Here is a 16653-nt window from a genome sequence, read left to right as displayed (position 1 = left end):
GCACCCCGGGGCACCCGAAGGCCGGTGCCGGCAGCGACCACCGCTGCCGGCACCGGCCTTCCCGCGTCGTGGCGGTCAGCCGTCGTCCGGTGTGCCGAGGCCGGTCAGGGCGCCCACCGGGTCCAGGTCGGGCGTGCCGCGGGGCCACCAGTCGTCCCGGCCCGGTTCCGACTCGTACGCGTACCACAGGCCGTCGCGGCCCAGCCGGAGCTGAACGTGGCCGCGCGGATGGGTGAGCCGGTTGCGCCGGGGGCGGAACGCCGGGAGGTCGGCGGCGAGCAGCAGCGGGCGGGCCCGGTCGAAGCGGCCGGCCGGCGGGTCCCACTCCTCCTCCAGGACGGCCAGCCCGGCGGCCCCGCCCTGGCGCCAGGCCGCGACGGCCCGCGCGAGGTCGGCCGGGGTGCGGCCGACGGCCGTGGCGAGCGTGGCGTAGAGGGAGCGGGTGGCGGCCGTGAGACCGGAGCCGGGGCGGGCCGCGGCCAGGCGCACCGCGTCCTGCCACAGGGTCAGCTCGCCCACCGGGTCCCGTCCGGTGCCGAGCAGCGCGTGGGCGCGGGCGGCGGCATCGGTCGCGAGCTGGTCCAGTGCGAGGGGGTCCGGGCCGCCGGGCGCCGCCGGATAGACCGGGGGCTGCTCGGGGTGCGGGGGCGCCGGCAACGGCGGGGGCAGCGGCGGGAGCTCGCGCGGCGCGAGGGCGTCGGCGGCGCGTACACCCGGCAGGGACTGCAGCTGCCGCTCCTGGGCGGCGCGGGCCGCGCGGGCGGCGCTGCGCCGGGACAGCGCGTCGAGCAGGCTCCGCTCGCCCCGGCCGCGCAGCAGGAGCAGCACGAACGGGTCGGCGTCGAGCAGCCGTGCCGTCTGGTAGCAGAGCGCGGCCGCGTGCTTGCAGGGGTGCCCGGAGTCGGGGCAGCTGCAGCGCGGCACGAGGTCGCCGGGGCCGGGCAGCAGGGGCACACCGCAGTCGGCGAGTGACTGGGGCAGTTCCTTGTCGAGCAGCGCGGCGATGTGCCCCGGCCGGTCGGCGGCCGCGTCCAGGAACCGCGCCCAGTCCGCGTCCTCCAGCGTGCGGACCCGCACCTGCACCCGGTAGGGGCGGGGCCGGCTCCCCCGGACGTACGCCAGCACCAGCCCCGGGGTCACGGTGATCGCGTCGACGTGCCCCTGGTCGGCGTAGCCGCGGCCCCGCGCCAGCCTCTTGGGGTCCAGCGCGCCCTGCTCCAGCGCGGCCACCCAGGCGTTGCCCCACCAGGTCCCGGCGAACGGCGCGCCCTCGTCGGTGGCCGCACGGGGCGCGAACTCCGGGAAGGTCCGGCGCAGTTCGGAGTCGCGGTGGGGGGTGGCCATGGTGGCGGGCACGTGGGGGGACACCGGCGCGGGGGGCGTGGAGTGCGGTTCGGTGGGTGTGGCGGAGCTTGCAGGCTCCTCCCCCATCGGGCCCGGCTCGGCGGGGGTGGCGAAGGGTCGCGGCTGGGAGGCGTCGGTGATGTCGGGGCTGCCGGCCCTGTCGGCGCTGCCGCTGGTGTCCGTGCTCGGGGTCTCGCCCTCCGGGGTGTCGGACCACGTCGGCATCCGGAAGGCGTTGGCCAGGTAGCTCCGCATCTCCTGGGCGGCCTTGACGCGGGCGCCGCGGGAGTCCGATCCAGGAGCGGTCGCGGGGCGCGGCGCCGTCGCTGCGGGGCCACCGGTCGCGCGCGGCCCGCGTCCGGCAGGGGGCTCCTGCGCCCGCCGGCCGCGCGCGGCGGCCTCGCCCGCCTCGGCCTCGGCGCGCAACGCCTCCCGGCGGGCGGACCGGAGCGCTTCCCTGGCCACGTCGGCGGGCCGCGCCACCGGCCGTTCCGCACGGGCGCCTCCCGCCCCGTCCCGATCATCCACACGGGAAGCATCAGACACGCCCCGCTCCCGCCCATGGGCGGCCCCAGACACATCACGATCATCCGCACGGACGCCCCCGGACACGTCCCCCTCTCCCGCACGGGCGGTGCCGGACAGGCCCCGATCACTCACACGGGCGCCTCCCGGCACATCACGGTCCCCCGCACGGGCAGCATCAGACACGCCCCGCTCCCGCGCACGGGCGGCCCCAGACACATCACGACCATCCGCACGGACGCCCCCGGACACGTCCCCCTCTCCCGCACGGGCGGCACCGGGCAGGCCCCGATCACTCACACGGGCGCCTCCCGGCACATCACGGTCCCCCGCACGGGCAGCCCCAGACACAGCACGGCCATCCGCACGGCCAGCCCCGGACACACCTCGCTTCCCCGCACCGGCAGCCCCGGGCACGCCCCGCTCCCCCGCACCAGCAGCCCCGGACACCCCCCGGTCCCCCGCGCCCGCGGGCCGCGCCGTGGCACCGGCCCCGCCTTCGTCCGCAGATCGCGCGGTGGCACCGAGCGCCCCTCCGTCGGCGGAGTGTGCGCGAGCGCCTGTTGTCCCGCTGTCGGCGGATGCGGCGGACTCGCCGGTCTCGTCCTGCGGGCCGACTGCGTCCGGCGACCGGGTGGGCACGGACGGCATGGCCGACCGGAGGGCTGCCCGGGCGACGTCCGCGGGCCTCCACTCCGCGGTGCCCGGCCCGTCGGCTCCGCGCCCGGACGCCGCCTGCTCGTCCGTGGTCTCCTCCCGCGCCGCCTCGGCCCGCTCGGACCCGACCCGTGCGCCCCCGGCCCGCTCGGTCTCCGCCCGCTGCCGTGCCTCTCGCAGGGCCCGGCGGGCGGCGTCGCCGGGGCGCTGTTCGCCGTTCGTCACGACGGCCTCCGCAGCGAGACGAGGTCGGACAGCTCGCGGTCGGTCAGTTCGGTGAGGGCCGCCTCTCCGGAGCCCAGGATGGCGTCGGCCAGGGCGCGCTTGGCGGTGAGCATCTCGGCGATGCGGTCCTCGACCGTGCCCTCGGTGACCAGGCGGTGGACCTGGACCGGCTGGGTCTGGCCGATGCGGTACGCGCGGTCGGTGGCCTGTTCCTCGACCGCCGGGTTCCACCAGCGGTCGAAATGGACGACATGGCCCGCGCGGGTGAGGTTCAGGCCGGTGCCGGCGGCCTTCAGGGAGAGCACCAGGACCGGTGTCTCGCCGCTCTGGAAGCGGTCGACCATGCGCTCGCGTTCCGGAACCGGGGTGCCGCCGTGCAGCAGGTCCACCGGGATCGCACGGGCGGACAGGTGCGCGGTGATGAGGCGGGCCATGCCGACGTACTGGGTGAAGACGAGCGCCGAGCCGTCCTCGGCGAGGAGGGTGTCCAACAGCTCGTCCAGCAGGGCGAGTTTGCCGGAGCGGGCCAGGAGCCGGTCGGCGTGCGGGTCCTCCTTCAGGTACAGCGCCGGGTGGTCGCAGATCTGCTTCAGGGCGCCGAGCAGCTTCAGGACCAGGCCCCGGCGGGCGATGCCCTCGGCGGTCTCGATGGCCAGCAACGACTCGCGCACCACCGCCTCGTACAGCGCGGCCTGCTCGCGGGTGAGCGGCACCGGGTGGTCCGTCTCGGTCTTGGGGGGCAGCTCGGGCACGATGCCGGGGTCGGACTTCTTGCGGCGCAGCAGGAACGGCCGTACCAGGCGGGCCAGGCGCTCGACCGCCTCCTGGTCCTCGCCGTTCTCCACCGCCCGCGCGTGCCGGGCGCGGAAGGACTTCAGCGGGCCGAGGAGTCCGGGGGTGGTCCAGTCGAGCAGGGCCCACAGCTCGGAGAGGTTGTTCTCCACGGGGGTGCCGGTCAGCGCCACGCGCGCGGGGGCCGGGATGGTGCGCAGTGCCTTGGCGGTGGCCGAGAAGGGGTTCTTCACATGCTGGGCCTCGTCGGCGACGACCATGCCCCAGGGCTGTTCGGCCAGGCGGGCCGCGGTGGAGCGCATGGTGCCGTACGTGGTGAGGACGAAACCGCCGTCGAGGCTGTCCAGGGTGCGGTCCGGGCCGTGGAAGCGGCGGACGGGGACGCCGGGCGCGAAACGGGTGATCTCCCGCTGCCAGTTGCCCAGGAGGGACGCGGGGCACACGACCAGGGTCGGCTCGGTGCGGGCGCGCTTGAGGTGCAGGGCGATGAGGGTGACGGTCTTGCCGAGGCCCATGTCGTCGGCGAGGCAGCCGCCGAGGCCGAGGGAGGTCATCAGGTCCAGCCAGGCCAGACCGCGCAGCTGGTAGTCGCGGAGAGTGGCGGCGAGGCCGGCCGGCGGGTCCGCGGGGCGCAGGCCCGCCGTGAGCCGGTCGCGCAGGGCGGCCAGCGCGCCGACCGGCACCGCCTCCACCGTCTCGCCGTCGACCTCGGCGGTGCCGGTGAGCGCGACGGACAGCGCGTCGACCGGGTCGAGCAGGCCCAGTTCGCGCTTGCGGGCCTTGCGGACGAGGGCCGGGTCGACCAGCACCCAGCGGTCCCGCAGCCGTACGACCGGGCGGTGGGCCTCGGCGAGCGCGTCCATCTCGGCCTCGCTGAGCGGATCTCCGCCGAGGGCCAGCTGCCAGCGGAACCGGAGCAGTTCCTCGCTCTCGAAGAAGCCGGTGCCGTCCGTCGCCGAGCCGGGCGCCGGGCGGACCACCGCGGCGGCCGTGAGGTCGCGGGCGAGGTCCCGGGGCCAGTGCACGGCGACCCCGGCGGCGGCCAGCCGCGCGGCACCGACGCCGAGCAGCTCGCCCAGCTCTTCCTCGGACAGGGCGAGGACGTCGGGCACGTCCTGTTCGGCGAGCCGGTCCAGGGGCGGCCACACGCGGGCCGCGCGCCGCACGGCGAGGGCGGCGTCCACCCGCGAGCGGGGCCCGAACGCCGTGTCGGCCTCCCCCGCCCACAGGGACGCCGCGTCGGCCACCAGGGTGGGGTCGGCGAGGCTGTGCACCTGCACGATCGCCGCTCCCGCGGCGCGCGCGCCGTCGTGCTCGCCGGCGTCGAAGACGTCGTACGCGGACAGGTCCAGGCGCAGCGAGATCCGCACGCCCGCGTCCATGCCGGCGGCGACCTCGGCCGCCCATTCATGGGCCTGGGGCAGTGCCACGGGCTCCCGGGCGGCGAAGGGCCGGCCGGAGGTGTAGGGGGCGGCCGGGGTGCGCGGCAGGGTGTCGGCGACCGCGTCCAGGAAGGAGCGGATCAGGGCCTCCGGCTCGGGCAGCCGGAGCGGGCCCGGGTCCGGGAGCGGCACGGCGTGGCCCTCCGGGGGCAGGGCCGCGGCGACCGCGCGCAGGTGGGCGATGTCGGCGGGCTCCAGCGGGCCGGCCCGCCAGGCGTCATGGCCGGCCGGGGTCAGGCCCGGCAGCAGCCGGCCGCGGGCGACCAGCCGCAGCGCGTGCAGCGCGGCGGCGCCCCAGCAGGCCGTGGCCGGATGGGCGGCCGGGTCGCGGCGGGCCCGGACGAGCACCGGCAGGGCCTCGGCGAGCGGCAGGGTGAGCGCGGACACCTGCCGGCGGCGCACCCCCGCACCATGGCGTCGTACGACCGTGATCTCGGCGGTGTCGCCCGGGACGGACCCGCCCTCGGGATCCCAGAAGGCGATCCGGCCCTCGCGCGGGAGGGGCGCGGGCAGATAGACGGACGCGAGACGCACCGGGACCGGGTTCCCGGCCTGCCCGGAGTCGCCCGGGCTGCGCTCGGCCACCGTCGTCGTGCCGCCGCTCATACGTCCTGCCACCTCCCGCCCCTGTGCCGGATCAGACGTCTTCGACTCTACGGGCGGGGTCTGACAATCGGCCCCGGGACCGGCCCGGGCCCGCGCCTACGGGACGGTGCGGGAGACGACGTAGACCATCGGGTACTTCGGGTCGGACATGTTCACGACCACGTCCTGCGTCGGCGCCGGGTTCTTCTGCTTGTGGGTGAGTCCCCACCAGGGGCCGGCGCCGGTGAAGTGCCAGCCGCTGACCTTCTGGTCGCGGGAGCCGATGGCGATGTCGCCCTTCTTCAGCTCGTCCCGGCGTGCGCCCATGGTCTGCAGGAAGCCGTCCAGGCCGGCCGCGTTGGTGCGGAACTGCACGTAGAGGCGGCTGGTCTTCCAGTTGTTCGTCTCGTAGAAGGCGATGTAGTCGGCCGGGTGCGGGACCGTCACCTGGTAGAGGCGGCGCTGCACCTTCGAAGGCCAGCCCGGGGTCAGGCCGGTCGCCGAGTACTTCGCCTCCTTGTCCTTGCCGCTGTCGCGGCTCTGGTTCGCGGAGATCACCAGGTAGCCGGCCGGTACGCCGATCAGCAGCCCGATGATCAGCAGGGTGAGCGCGCGGCGCCTGGCCTTGTGCCGGGGGTCCTCGGCGGGGCGGCGCGGCGCGTGCGGCGGGGCGGCCTGGCGGGGCAGTGACGCGGTCATACGGTGTCCCGGTCGCGTCGGGCCTGGGCGTACTGCTCGTAGCGCTCGTACCGCTCCACCCGGCGGCGCTTGGCCCGGCGGAACCGGCGGGCGACCAGCCGGGCCAGGTCGGCGGCGCCCACCATGCCGGCCTCGGGGCCGAGCTGGGCGCGGGTGATGCGGGCCTCGGGGCGGTAGCCGCGGCCGGTCAGATGGCGCTTGAAGGCGTCCCGGGCGGGGCCGATGAGCAGGTCGTCGGCGGCCGAGACCCCGCCGCCGATGACGAAGCAGGAGGGGTCGAGGGCGGCGGCGAGGTTGGCGATGCCGACGCCGAGCCACTGGCCGATGTCCTGGAGCAGCTCGATGCACATGGCGTCGCCCTCGCGGGCCAGCTCGGTGATCATCGGGCCGGAGATCTCGTGGATGTTGCCCTTGACGTGCTCGATGATCCCGTAGGCCACCGGGGAGTCGGCGGCGGCCAGCTCCTTGGCCTCGCGGACCAGCGCGTTGCCGGAGCTGTACTGCTCCCAGCAGCCGCGGTTGCCGCACGGGCAGCGGTGGCCGCCGGGCACGACCTGCATATGGCCGAACTCGCCGGCGACGCCGTACTTGCCGCGCTTGACCTGGCCGTCCTCCAGGATGGCGCCGCCGATGCCGGTACCGAGGGTGATCATGACGAGGTGGTCCTCGCCGCGCCCCGCGCCGAAGCGCCACTCCGCCCAGGCGGCGGTGTTGGCGTCGTTGTCGACGAGGACCGGCACGGAGAGGCGGCCGCTCAGGCGGTCGCGCAGCGGCTCGTTGCGCCAGGACAGGTGCGGGGCGAACAGGACGCGGTTGCGGTCGGCGTCGACCCAGCCGGCCGCGCCGATGCCGACCGCGTGCACGTCGTGCCGGTCGGACAGGTCCAGGACCAGTTCGACGATGGTGTCCTCGACGACCTTGGGGCTCTTGGACTTGTCCGGGGTCTCCGTGCGGAGCTTCTCCAGGATGTTGCCGTCCGCGTCCACGACGCCCGCCATGACCTTGGTGCCGCCGATGTCGATCCCGACCGTGGGCACGCGGGGTGCGGTCAGGTGGGACCGGCGCTCCCGCGTGCCGACGGTACGCAGGACCGGGGCTCGGCGGGAGCCGATGGGGGCGGTGAGGTCGCGGTAGGTGCTCATCGCGCTCGATTGTGCCTCACCGTGGGTAAGGGTGCGGTACGGGGAAGGGGGAGGGGGTGCGCGAGCAGTGCCGGGTGCGGCTGGTCCGTGGCCGGTCGCGCGCCCCTCAACTCCGCCGCAGTTCGTGGCGCAGAGCGTCCAGGTCGGACCCTCCCGCCATCTGCTGGGTCAGCTCGTCCAGGGTGATCTCGTCCCGTGTGTAATTGCCCACCATCGTGCCGCGCCGCAGCAGCACGAACCTGTCCCCCACGAGGTACGCGTGATGCGGGTTGTGGGTGATCAGAACAACGCCCAGGCCCTCGTCGCGTGCCGCGGCCACATATTTGAGGACCACACCGGACTGCTTCACACCCAGTGCCGCCGTCGGCTCGTCCAGGACCAGGACCTTGGCGCCGAAGTGGACCGCGCGGGCGATCGCCACGCACTGGCGTTCGCCGCCGGAGAGGGTGCCGATGGGCTGGTCGACGTCCCTCAGGTCGATGCCCATGCGGAGCAGCGCCTCGCGGGTCGTACGGCGCATGAGGTCGGTGTCCAGGCGCTTGAAGGGGCCCTTGCCCCTGCGGGGCTCGGAGCCGAGGAAGAAATTCCGCCAGACCGGCATGAGGGGGACCACCGCCAGGTCCTGGTAGACCGTGGCGATGCCGCGGTCCAGGGCCTCGCGCGGGGAGGAGAGGGTCGTCTCCTCGCCCTCGATGCTCAGGGTGCCGCCGTCGTGCCGGTGCAGACCCGCGACGATCTTGATGAGGGTGGACTTGCCGGCTCCGTTGTCGCCGAGGACGCAGGTGATCTCGCCGGGGTGGACCTCCAGCGAGACGCCTTCGAGGGCGCGGACGGTGCCGTAGTGCTTGCTGACGTCGGCCAGCTCGACCAGAGTCACTTGGTGACCTCCGCGCGCTTCTTGACCCAGGCGTTGAGCAGGGTCGCGAGGAGCAGCATCGCTCCGAGGAAGAACTTGAACCAGTCGGGGTTCCACTCGGCGAAGACGATGCCCTTGCTGGTCATGCCGAAGAGGAGGGCGCCCACGGCGGAGCCGATCGCGCTGCCGTAGCCGCCGGTGATCAGACAGCCGCCGATCACGGCCGCGATGATGTAGATCAGCTCGTTGCCGACGCCCTCTCCGGACTGGACGGCGTCGAAGGAGAAGAGCAGGTGCTGGCCGGAGATCCAGGCGCCGAACGCCACGCCCATGTAGAGGCCGATCTTGGTCCTGGCCACCGGGACGCCGACCGCGCGGGCCGCGTCCTCGTTGCCGCCGACGGCGAAGATCCAGTTGCCGGTGCGGGTGCGCAGCAGGATCCAGGAGGCGAGGGCGACCAGGCCCAGCCACCAAAGGATCGTGACCTTGACGTCGACGCCGCCGATCGTGAGCGTCGAGGCGAAGACCGCGTGGGCGGCGGGGAAGCCCTCCATGTCCCCGATGGTCTTCGTCGACACCGTGCCGTCGATCAGCTTGGTGAAGCCGAGGTTCATGCCGGTCAGCATCAGGAAGGTGCCCAGCGTGACGATGAAGCTGGGCAGCCCGGTGCGGGTGAGCACGAAGCCGTTGAAGGCGCCGATCGCGAGGGTGACCAGCAGGGACACGCCGACGCCGACCCAGGTGTTCGCCGTCATCTGGTAGCTGAACATCGAGGAGCCCAGCGCCGAGGACGTCACCAGGACACCGGCCGACAGGTCGAACTCGCCGCCGATCATCAGCAGCGCCACCGGTACGGCCATGATGCCGATGGTCGAGGAGGCGTACAGGACCGTGCTGAGGCTGGAGGCGCGCAGGAACCCGTCGGCGGCGCAGGCGAAGAAGACGAGGACGGCGAGCGCGCCGACGGTCGAGCCGAGCTCGGGGCGGGAGAGCAGTTTCCGCAGGACGGAGGTCTGCAGAATCCTTTCGTCAACCGCTCGCTCGTCGGCCGTCTCCTTGGTCGTCGCGCTCATCGGGTGCCCCGCTCGGTGTACGCGGCCAGCGCGGCGGCCTGGTCCCTGGTGACGATCTGCGGGCCGGTCAGGACCGGCTTGCCGCCGCCGAGGACGTCGCCGTTGTACTTGTAGGCCCACAGCAGGTCGACCGCCTCGTAGCCCTGGAGATACGGCTGCTGGTCCACGGCGAAGCCGAGGGTGCCGTTCTTCAGTTCGGCGGCGACCTGGGCGTTGAGGTCGAAGGTGTCGATCTCGGCCTTGCTGCCCGCGTCGCCCTTCGCCTTCACCGCGGTGTCGGCGTACGGGGCGCCGAGGGTGACGACGGAGTCGATGGAGTCGTCGGCCTGGAGCTTGGCCTCGATGGCGGACCGCACGTCGGGCATGTCGGTGCCGTTGACGTACAGCTTCCGCAGCGTGCCGTGGAAGGTCTTGGCGACGCCGTCGCAGCGCTGCTCGTGGCCGACGTTGCCCTGCTCGTGCAGCACGCACAGGGCCTTCTTCTTCCCGCGCTCGTTCAGCTCCTCGCCCACGGCCTCGCCGGCGATGCTCTCGTCCTGGCCGATGTGGGTGAGGGCGCCGAAGGCCTTGGACTCCTCCGAGCCGGAGTTCACCGTGATGACCGGGATGCCGGCCTTCTCGGCGCGGGCGACGGCTGCCTTCATGGCGTCGGGCTTGGCGAGGGTGACGATGATGCCGTCGACCTTCTTGTCGACCGCCGCGTCCAGCAGCTGCGCCTGCTGCTGGGCCTCGTCGTCGTGCGAGTACAGGAAGTTGATGTTGTCCTTGACGGCGGCCTGCTTGGCGCCGCTCTGCACGATGTCCCAGAAGGTGTCGCCGTCTCCGGAGTGGGTGATCATCGCGAAGGTCCAGCGCGGTGTGTTCACCGCCGCTCTCCCCTGGGCCGCGGCGGCCTCGCGGGCGTCCTCGGCCCGCTTGCCTCCGGTGCTGCTGCACGCCGCGAGGGACAGCGAGAGTGCCCCTGTCAGCGCGATGACCGCCCAGGTCCTGAACCGTGCCACGAGGCAGTGCCCCTTCTTGCTGTGTTCGTACGTACGGAAGGGGCCGGCGATCAGCTCGGCGGCCCCAAACGCTCCAGTATCGAACACGGGTGACACTCATGACACAGCCGGGGATCATCTACCGGCCCGAATGTCCGGACATTGCGACGAATTCAGCATCGAGGGCCGGCCGCCGGGGATCAGCGGTCAGGGCCGGACGAGCAGCTGGAACTCGAAGGAGTAGCGCGTCGGGCGGTAGGTGTGGTCGCCGAACTCGACCGCGCGGCCGGTGTCGTCGAAGGTGGTGCGCTGCATGGTGAGCAGGGGTGCGCCCTCGTCCTCGCCGAGCCGCTCGGCCTCGGCCGCCGTGGCACCGCGGGCGCCGATGGACTGGCGGGCGCTGTGCAGGGTGATCCCGGCCGAGCGCATCAGCCGGTACAGGCCGGTGGCCTCCAGCTGGCCGGTGTCCAGGTCGAGCAGGCCGGGCGGGAGGTGGTTGATCAGATACGCCATCGGCTCGCCGTGCGCGAGGCGCAGCCGCTCGATGCGGTGCACCTCGGCGCCCTCGGGGACGCCGAGCGCCGCGGCGACCTCGGCGGAGGCCGGCACGACGGTGTTGACCAGCACCTTGGTCGCGGGGCGCTGGCCGGCCGCCTCCAGGTCGTCGTAGAGGCTGCTCAGCTCCAGCGGGCGCTTGACCTGGCTGTGCACCACCTGTGTGCCGACGCCGCGGCGGCGCACGAGGAGCCCCTTGTCGACGAGGGACTGGATGGCCTGGCGGACGGTCGGCCGGGACAGTCCGAGCCGCGCGGCCAGCTCGATCTCGTTGCCCAGCAGGCTGCCCGGCGTGAGGCTGCCGTGCTCGATGGCGGCCTCCAGCTGCTGGGAGAGCTGGAAGTACAACGGCACCGGGGAGCTACGGTCCACATGGAGGTCGAGCGACACGGTGGGGTCCACATCTGGTTTCGGCACGGCCCGAGCGTAGCCCCGTGGTCGGTTGACGGGAAGTTGTGTAGTCCGATTGTCCGGACATACGCATTGACAGCGTACGGGGTCCGCCCTCACTTTGTTTCCATGCGCATCGGGGTCATCGGTACGGGCCGCATCGGCACCCTCCACGCGAGAACGCTCAGCCGCCACCGCGAGGTCGGATCACTGATCCTGACGGACGCGGATCCGGCGCGGGCGCAGGGACTGGCACACCGGCTGGGTGAGACGGCGGCGCCGGGTGTGGACGAGATCTTCACGTGGGGCGTGGACGCGGTGGTGATCACCACGGCGACGTCGGCCCACGCCGAACTGATCGGTCGGGCAGCCCGCTCGGGCCTGCCGGTCTTCTGCGAGAAGCCGATCGCGCTCGACCTGCCGGGCACGCTGCAGGCACTCGCCGAGGTGGAGACGGCGGGCACGGTCCTGCAGATGGGGTTCCAGCGGCGCTTCGACGCCGGATACGCCGGTGCCCGCGAGGCCGTCCGCTCCGGACGCCTCGGCCGGCTGCACACCGTGCGCGCGATGACCTGCGACCAGTCCCCTCCCCCGCCCGACTGGCTGACGCTGTCGGGCGGGCTGTTCCGGGACACGCTGATCCACGACTTCGACGTGCTGCGGTGGGTGACGGGCCGTGAGGTGACCGACGTCTACGCCACCGGGTCCGACGCCGGGCCCGCGATGTTCCGCGAGGCCGGCGACATCGACACGGGCGCGGCCCTGCTCACGCTGGACGACGGCACGCTCGCCACGGCCACCGCGACCCGGCTGAACGGGGCCGGGTACGACGTGCGCATGGAGCTCGCCGGGGAGGCGGACACGGTCGTGGTCGGCCTGGACGACCGCACGCCGCTCGCCTCGACCGAGCCGACCGGGCCGCCGCCCGCGGACAAGCCGTGGCCGGGCTTCCTGGAGCGGTTCGGCCCCGCGTACGAGGCCGAGCTGAACGCCTTCGTGCAGGTGGTGCTCGGCGAGCGCGCCAACCCGTGCGACGGTCACGAGGCCCTGCAGGCCCTGCGGGTGGCCGAGGCCTGCGAGGTCTCCCGGCGGGAGCGGCGCCCGGTGGCCCTGGCGGAGATCCCGGGCCGGTAGGGGGCTTCGGAGCACGGGTCCCGGCACGGCTGCCGAAGGGCGGCTCCGAGCGGGCGGCCGGAGAGCTACCAGCGCACCGGCAGGGTGCGGACGCCTCTCATCAACAGGCCCGGAAGCCATTCGCCGGGTGGGCCGTCGAGGGTGAGGGCGGGGGCGCGGCGCAGGAGGGTGCCGATGGCCGTACGGCCCTCCAGGCGGGCCAGGGGCGCGCCCAGGCAGTAGTGGATGCCGTGGCCGAAGGCGAGGTGGCCGCGGGGGTCGCGGCGGATGTCGAAGCGGTCCGGTCCGGCGTAGCGGGCGCCGTCGCGCTGGGCCGCGGTCAGGCCGATCATCACATGCTCGCCCCGCCCGATCCGCGTGCCGGCGATCTCCAGGGGCTCGGTGGCGTAGCGGAAGGTGGCGGTCTCCACCGGGCCCTCGTAGCGCAGCATCTCCTCGATCGCGCCGTCCAGCAGGCCCATGTCGGCGCGGAGGGCGGCGAGTTGGCCGGGGTGGGTGAGCAGCGCGAGGACGCCGTTGCCGATGAGGTTGACCGTGGTCTCGTGGCCGGCGATCAGCAGCAGGTAGGCCATGCCGCGCAGCTCTTGCGCCGAGAGCCGGTCGCCGTCCTCGGCGGTGGTGCGGATCAGGTCGCTGAGCAGGTCGTCGGCCGGGCCGGAGCACCGCTTGTCCTCGATCAGCTCCGTCAGGTACTCGGCCAGGCGGACCACGGCGTCGTACTCGCTCTGGGAGCTGGTCGGGGCGACCACCTCCGTCGACAGTTTCCGGAACTCGTCGCGGTCCATCTCCGGGACGCCGAGCAGTTCGCAGATGACGGTGATGGGCAGCGGGTAGGCGAGGGAGCCGATGAGGTCGGCGCGGCCGGCCGGGAGCATCTCGTCCAGCAGGTCGTCGGTGATCTGCTGGACGCGTGGGCGCAGTCGCTCGACCCGGCGCATGGTGAAGGCCCGGGCGACCAGGCCGCGCAGGCGGGTGTGCTGCGGCGGGTCGGTGGCCAGCAGGTGCCGGCCGATCAGGTCCTCGTCGAGGAAGGTCACGCCGATCCTGCTGCCGTCCTTGGCCAGGCGCGGGTCGGCGAGCGCGGCGCGGGCCTCCTCGTACCCGACGACGAGCCAGCTCTCGTAGCTCTTGTCGGAGCCAGGCGGCCGGACGCGGTGGACCGGGCCGCGCTCGCGCAGGCGCGCGTACACCGCGTGCGGGTTCCGGCGCAGTTCGTCGCCGTACTCCCCCAGGTCGATCAGCTCCATGTCCTTCCCGTCCTCCCCTTGCCGCCCCCGAGGCCAGGACAGCAGCACCCCGTACCGCGTGAACGCCCCGGACACCCGGTTAGTGCCCGTCGTCCTCGAGGAGTCCGGCGTCGTACGCCAGCAGGGCGATCTGGACGCGGTTGTCGAGGCCGAGTTTGGCGAGGATGCGGGAGACGTGGGTCTTGACGGTGGCCACGCTCATGAACAGCTCGGTGGCGATCGCCGCGTTGGCGAGGCCGCGGCCGACGGCGACGGCGACCTCGCGTTCGCGGTCGTTGAGAACGGTGAGCCGTTCACGCGCGCGTGCCTGGCGCGCGTCGGCGGCACTGCCGGCCGCGTGCCGCATCAACTGCCTTGTGACGGCGGGCGACAGCACGGGGTCGCCGGCCGCGACCCGGCGCACGGCGTGGACGATCTCGGCGGGCGGGGTGTCCTTCAGCACGAATCCGGCGGCGCCCGCGCGCAGGGCGTGCAGCACCTGCTCGTCGGCGTGGAAGGTGGTGAGCACCACGACCTGCGGGGCGTCGGACCGCGCACGCAGCCGCTCGGTCGCGGTGAGCCCGTCCACGGACGGCATCCGGATGTCCATGAGGACGACGTCCGGCCGGGTGCGCGCGACGAGCTCCTCGGCCTGGGCGCCGTCCGCGGCCTCCCCGACGATCTCGATGTCCTCGGCCCCACCGATCATCAGGGCCAGCCCGGCCCGTACGAGCGGGTCGTCGTCCACGAGGAGCAGTCTGATCGGCGTCATGGGCCTTACGTAATCACGGTTGCGGGGGCGATGGCGCCACGCCTGGGCACCCGGGGTCGGGCCGCGTGACCGGTATCGCCTCGGCCGTGGGGGAACACGCCGTGCCGGGTGCGTGTCCGGCGGTCCGCATGAGCCGGCCGAGGGTGGATGCCGGCCACAAGTGCCGCCTGGCCAGGGCGCGTTCACCGCATCGGCCAGGGGGTCCCGGCGGGGCGCCCGGGATGGTCCTCACCCGGTCGAGGGCGGGTCGTCGCGCCGGTGGCGCCCCGGGCTCCGGCTTCGGCGGACCCGCTCACGAAGGGCGCCGTCATGCCGCCGGCCCCGGCTCCCCCCAGGGCAGCCAGGCCCGCACCTCGAAGCCGCCGTCGGACGTGTTGCCGTGCTCCAGCCGGCCGCCGGTCAGAGTCGCGCGCTCGGTGAGGCCGATCAGGCCCTGACCGGAGCCGGGGACGGGTGCGGGCTCGGTGGTGGGCGGCGGGTTGGTGACCGTGACGGTGAGGCCTTTGCCGGGGGCGCCGGTGAGGGTCAGGGCGACCTCGGCGCCGGGGGCGTGTTTGCGGGCGTTGGTCAGGGCCTCCTGGGCGATGCGGTAGGCGGTGCGGCCGACGGAGGCGGGTACGGCGGCCGGGTCGGCGACGCGGTGCTCCAGGGTGACCTTCATGCCGGCCTCGCGGCACTCGGAGACGAGGGCGTCCAGCGCGGCCAGCGTCGGCCGGCGCCGCTCACCGGCGGCGTCGTCGGCCTCGCCGGCCCGGAGCACGCCGATGATCTCCCGCAGATCCTGGAGCGCCTCGTGCGCGCTCTCCCGGATCACTCCGGCGGCCCGGGCGACCTCCTCGCGCGGCGCGTCCGGCCGGAACTCCAGCGCGCCCGCGTGCACGCTGAGCAGGGTCAGCCGGTGGGCGAGGACGTCGTGCATCTCGCGGGCGATGGCCTCGCGGGCGAGCCGCTGCGCCTGCTCGGCGCGCAGCCGCGCCTCGCTCTCCGCCCGGCGGGCCCGCTCCCGCAGGCTGAGCATCAGCAGCCGCTTGGAGCGCACGAACATGCCCCAGCCGATGACGGAGACCGCGAGCAGCACGGCGAACACCACGGAACCCAGATAGGGCAGGTCCGGGTCCGGCCGCAGCCAGTAGTAGACGGGTACGAGGGCGAGGTCGGCGCCGCCGATCCAGGCGACGTAGCGGAAGGGCCGGTGCACGGCGAGGGTGAACACGGCGACCATGACGGCGCCGCCCGCGGTGGAGGACACGAAGCCGACGACGACCATCGCGGCGGCGAGGCCGACCGGCCGGCGTCGGCGCAGCCAGACGGCGCCGCAGGACAGGGCGCCGAGCAGCACGTCGGCGACGGCGAGTGCCTGGGGCGCGCGCCGGAGCAGGACGGTGGCGGTCGCCAGGAAGAGGAGCACCGCGAGCAGGAAGCAGCAGGAATCCACCACCCAGTCCCGTGCGGTGCGCCGGGGCCGCCGGCCGGCCGGGGCGGAGTCCGGGTCGAGCCCGTGCAGCACGGCCGAGGGCAGCATCCACCGGCGGAGCCCCGCCCCGGGCGCCATGGTGTGGTCCAGCCCGTTCTCTGTCACGGTCGACAAATCTACGCAGGCCACGATGCGCCGAGCGCGTCGTGGACGGGATCGGCTACCAAAGTCGCGGACTCATGGACTTTGGTGGGCAGGGGCCTGCGGACGCTCTCATGCCTTCCGCTCCTGGCCGGCTTCACTCGCCGACCCGCCCCGCGGCGCATGGGTGGGGGATGGACCGCGGGGCGGAGCTGGTGCGTCGGATCGTCGCGCTGTTCCTCGGGTTCTGTCGTCGTCCGGCTCAGCAGCCGAAGTCGATCAGGTCGAACGTGGCGTAGTGGTCGGAGGTGTAGTAGTCCTCCTGGTACGCCTCGCCGGTGACGATGCGCCGGGCACCGCGGGTGGAGGAGCCCGGGGTGATCACCGTGTACTCGTGGTAGTAGCCGTAGGACTCGCTGGGCAGGACGCCCTCACGGTTGGAGAAGACGGTGCCGTCCTGCGAGTACGGGTACGGGCCGCCCTGGTCGATCAGGTCCAGGGTGTCGTAGGCCTGCGACGGCAGGTCGCTGTAGCAGATGCTGCCGACCGACGAGGCCGCGGCGTCCGCCGTGGTGGCGGAGACGGTGCCGCCCACGAGGAGGGCGGACAGGAGCGCGGCTGCGGCGCCGATGCGAGTGGCGCGTGGGGGGAATCTCATGCCCTCATGATGACGCGCGTAGACGTTGGCATGTCAACGACAA

General features: G+C 73.8%; 13 protein-coding genes. 1 reads left to right on the top strand and 12 read right to left on the bottom strand.

What is annotated here, in order from left to right; all coding sequences use genetic code 11:
- Positions 1 to 75 precede the first annotated feature (75 nt).
- From ACQPXS_RS35475 to ACQPXS_RS35440, 8 genes are all read right to left on the bottom strand, one after another.
- A complete protein-coding gene (locus ACQPXS_RS35475) occupies positions 76 to 1872 on the bottom strand; it encodes an SWIM zinc finger family protein (RefSeq protein WP_433453531.1) in 1797 nt (598 codons plus the stop codon).
- Positions 1873 to 2747: 875 nt separating this feature from the next.
- Positions 2748 to 5591, bottom strand: coding sequence for an SNF2-related protein (locus ACQPXS_RS35470; RefSeq protein ID WP_433453529.1), 2844 nt, complete (start codon positions 5589 to 5591; stop codon positions 2748 to 2750).
- A 96-nt stretch (positions 5592 to 5687) separates the two neighbouring features.
- Positions 5688 to 6269 (bottom strand): sugar kinase, encoded by a 582-nt coding sequence (locus ACQPXS_RS35465; protein WP_433453528.1) that lies wholly within the window; start codon positions 6267 to 6269, stop codon positions 5688 to 5690.
- Positions 6266 to 7411: an ROK family glucokinase gene (locus ACQPXS_RS35460; protein WP_433453526.1), complete on the bottom strand. Its 1146-nt coding sequence runs from the start codon at positions 7409 to 7411 to the stop codon at positions 6266 to 6268. Before ACQPXS_RS35460 ends, ACQPXS_RS35465 begins: the two co-directional genes overlap by 4 nt.
- Before the next feature lie 106 nt (positions 7412 to 7517).
- A complete protein-coding gene (locus tag ACQPXS_RS35455) occupies positions 7518 to 8288 on the bottom strand; it encodes an ATP-binding cassette domain-containing protein (protein WP_351806296.1) in 771 nt (256 codons plus the stop codon).
- Positions 8285 to 9340 (bottom strand): ABC transporter permease, encoded by a 1056-nt coding sequence (locus ACQPXS_RS35450; protein WP_433453524.1) that lies wholly within the window; start codon positions 9338 to 9340, stop codon positions 8285 to 8287. Before ACQPXS_RS35450 ends, ACQPXS_RS35455 begins: the two co-directional genes overlap by 4 nt.
- Positions 9337 to 10341, bottom strand: a complete 1005-nt coding sequence (locus ACQPXS_RS35445) for a sugar ABC transporter substrate-binding protein (protein WP_433456091.1) — start codon at positions 10339 to 10341, stop codon at positions 9337 to 9339. Before ACQPXS_RS35445 ends, ACQPXS_RS35450 begins: the two co-directional genes overlap by 4 nt.
- 186 nt (positions 10342 to 10527) lie before the next feature.
- Positions 10528 to 11265 carry a GntR family transcriptional regulator gene (locus ACQPXS_RS35440; RefSeq protein ID WP_433456089.1) on the bottom strand — a complete coding sequence of 246 codons (738 nt, stop codon included), beginning with the start codon at positions 11263 to 11265 and terminating at the stop codon, positions 10528 to 10530.
- 129 nt (positions 11266 to 11394) lie between these two features.
- On the opposite strand from ACQPXS_RS35440, the gene ACQPXS_RS35435 reads away from it, so the two are divergent.
- Complete coding sequence (locus ACQPXS_RS35435; protein ID WP_433453522.1) at positions 11395 to 12399, top strand: Gfo/Idh/MocA family protein; 1005 nt, start codon at positions 11395 to 11397, stop codon at positions 12397 to 12399.
- Between the two features lie 65 nt (positions 12400 to 12464).
- On the opposite strand, the gene ACQPXS_RS35430 is transcribed toward ACQPXS_RS35435, so the two are convergent.
- The 4 genes from ACQPXS_RS35430 to ACQPXS_RS35415 form a co-directional block, all read right to left on the bottom strand.
- The gene (locus tag ACQPXS_RS35430) at positions 12465 to 13646 is read right to left on the bottom strand and encodes a cytochrome P450 family protein (protein WP_433453520.1); all 1182 of its coding nucleotides are present in this window, start codon (positions 13644 to 13646) and stop codon (positions 12465 to 12467) included.
- 79 nt (positions 13647 to 13725) lie between these two features.
- Positions 13726 to 14397 (bottom strand): response regulator transcription factor, encoded by a 672-nt coding sequence (locus ACQPXS_RS35425; protein ID WP_356308599.1) that lies wholly within the window; start codon positions 14395 to 14397, stop codon positions 13726 to 13728.
- Positions 14398 to 14704: 307 nt separating this feature from the next.
- Positions 14705 to 15949 carry a sensor histidine kinase gene (locus ACQPXS_RS35420; protein ID WP_433456087.1) on the bottom strand — a complete coding sequence of 415 codons (1245 nt, stop codon included), beginning with the start codon at positions 15947 to 15949 and terminating at the stop codon, positions 14705 to 14707.
- Positions 15950 to 16214: 265 nt separating this feature from the next.
- On the bottom strand, positions 16215 to 16610 hold the full coding sequence (locus ACQPXS_RS35415; protein ID WP_356308602.1) for a ribonuclease domain-containing protein: 396 nt from the start codon (positions 16608 to 16610) through the stop codon (positions 16215 to 16217).
- Between the last annotated feature and the right edge of the window lie 43 nt (positions 16611 to 16653).

Origin of the sequence: Streptomyces sp. CA-142005, from assembly GCF_050942335.1 — a bacterium.
Taxonomy (GTDB): domain Bacteria; phylum Actinomycetota; class Actinomycetes; order Streptomycetales; family Streptomycetaceae; genus Streptomyces.
This window is presented reverse-complemented; position numbering and strand designations above follow the sequence as displayed.

Excerpts from the sequence above, each read along its gene's own strand:
- ACQPXS_RS35470 (WP_433453529.1), bottom strand. The coding sequence starts at position 5,591 with ATGAGCGGCGGCACGACGACGGTGGCCGAGCGCAGCCCGGGCGACTCC.
- ACQPXS_RS35465 (WP_433453528.1), bottom strand. The coding sequence starts at position 6,269 with ATGACCGCGTCACTGCCCCGCCAGGCCGCCCCGCCGCACGCGCCGCGC.
- ACQPXS_RS35460 (WP_433453526.1), bottom strand. The coding sequence starts at position 7,411 with ATGAGCACCTACCGCGACCTCACCGCCCCCATCGGCTCCCGCCGAGCC.
- ACQPXS_RS35450 (WP_433453524.1), bottom strand. The coding sequence starts at position 9,340 with ATGAGCGCGACGACCAAGGAGACGGCCGACGAGCGAGCGGTTGACGAA.
- ACQPXS_RS35435 (WP_433453522.1), top strand. The coding sequence starts at position 11,395 with ATGCGCATCGGGGTCATCGGTACGGGCCGCATCGGCACCCTCCACGCG.
- ACQPXS_RS35430 (WP_433453520.1), bottom strand. The coding sequence starts at position 13,646 with ATGGAGCTGATCGACCTGGGGGAGTACGGCGACGAACTGCGCCGGAAC.
- ACQPXS_RS35425 (WP_356308599.1), bottom strand. The coding sequence starts at position 14,397 with ATGACGCCGATCAGACTGCTCCTCGTGGACGACGACCCGCTCGTACGG.
- ACQPXS_RS35420 (WP_433456087.1), bottom strand. The coding sequence starts at position 15,949 with ATGGCGCCCGGGGCGGGGCTCCGCCGGTGGATGCTGCCCTCGGCCGTG.
- ACQPXS_RS35415 (WP_356308602.1), bottom strand. The coding sequence starts at position 16,610 with ATGAGATTCCCCCCACGCGCCACTCGCATCGGCGCCGCAGCCGCGCTC.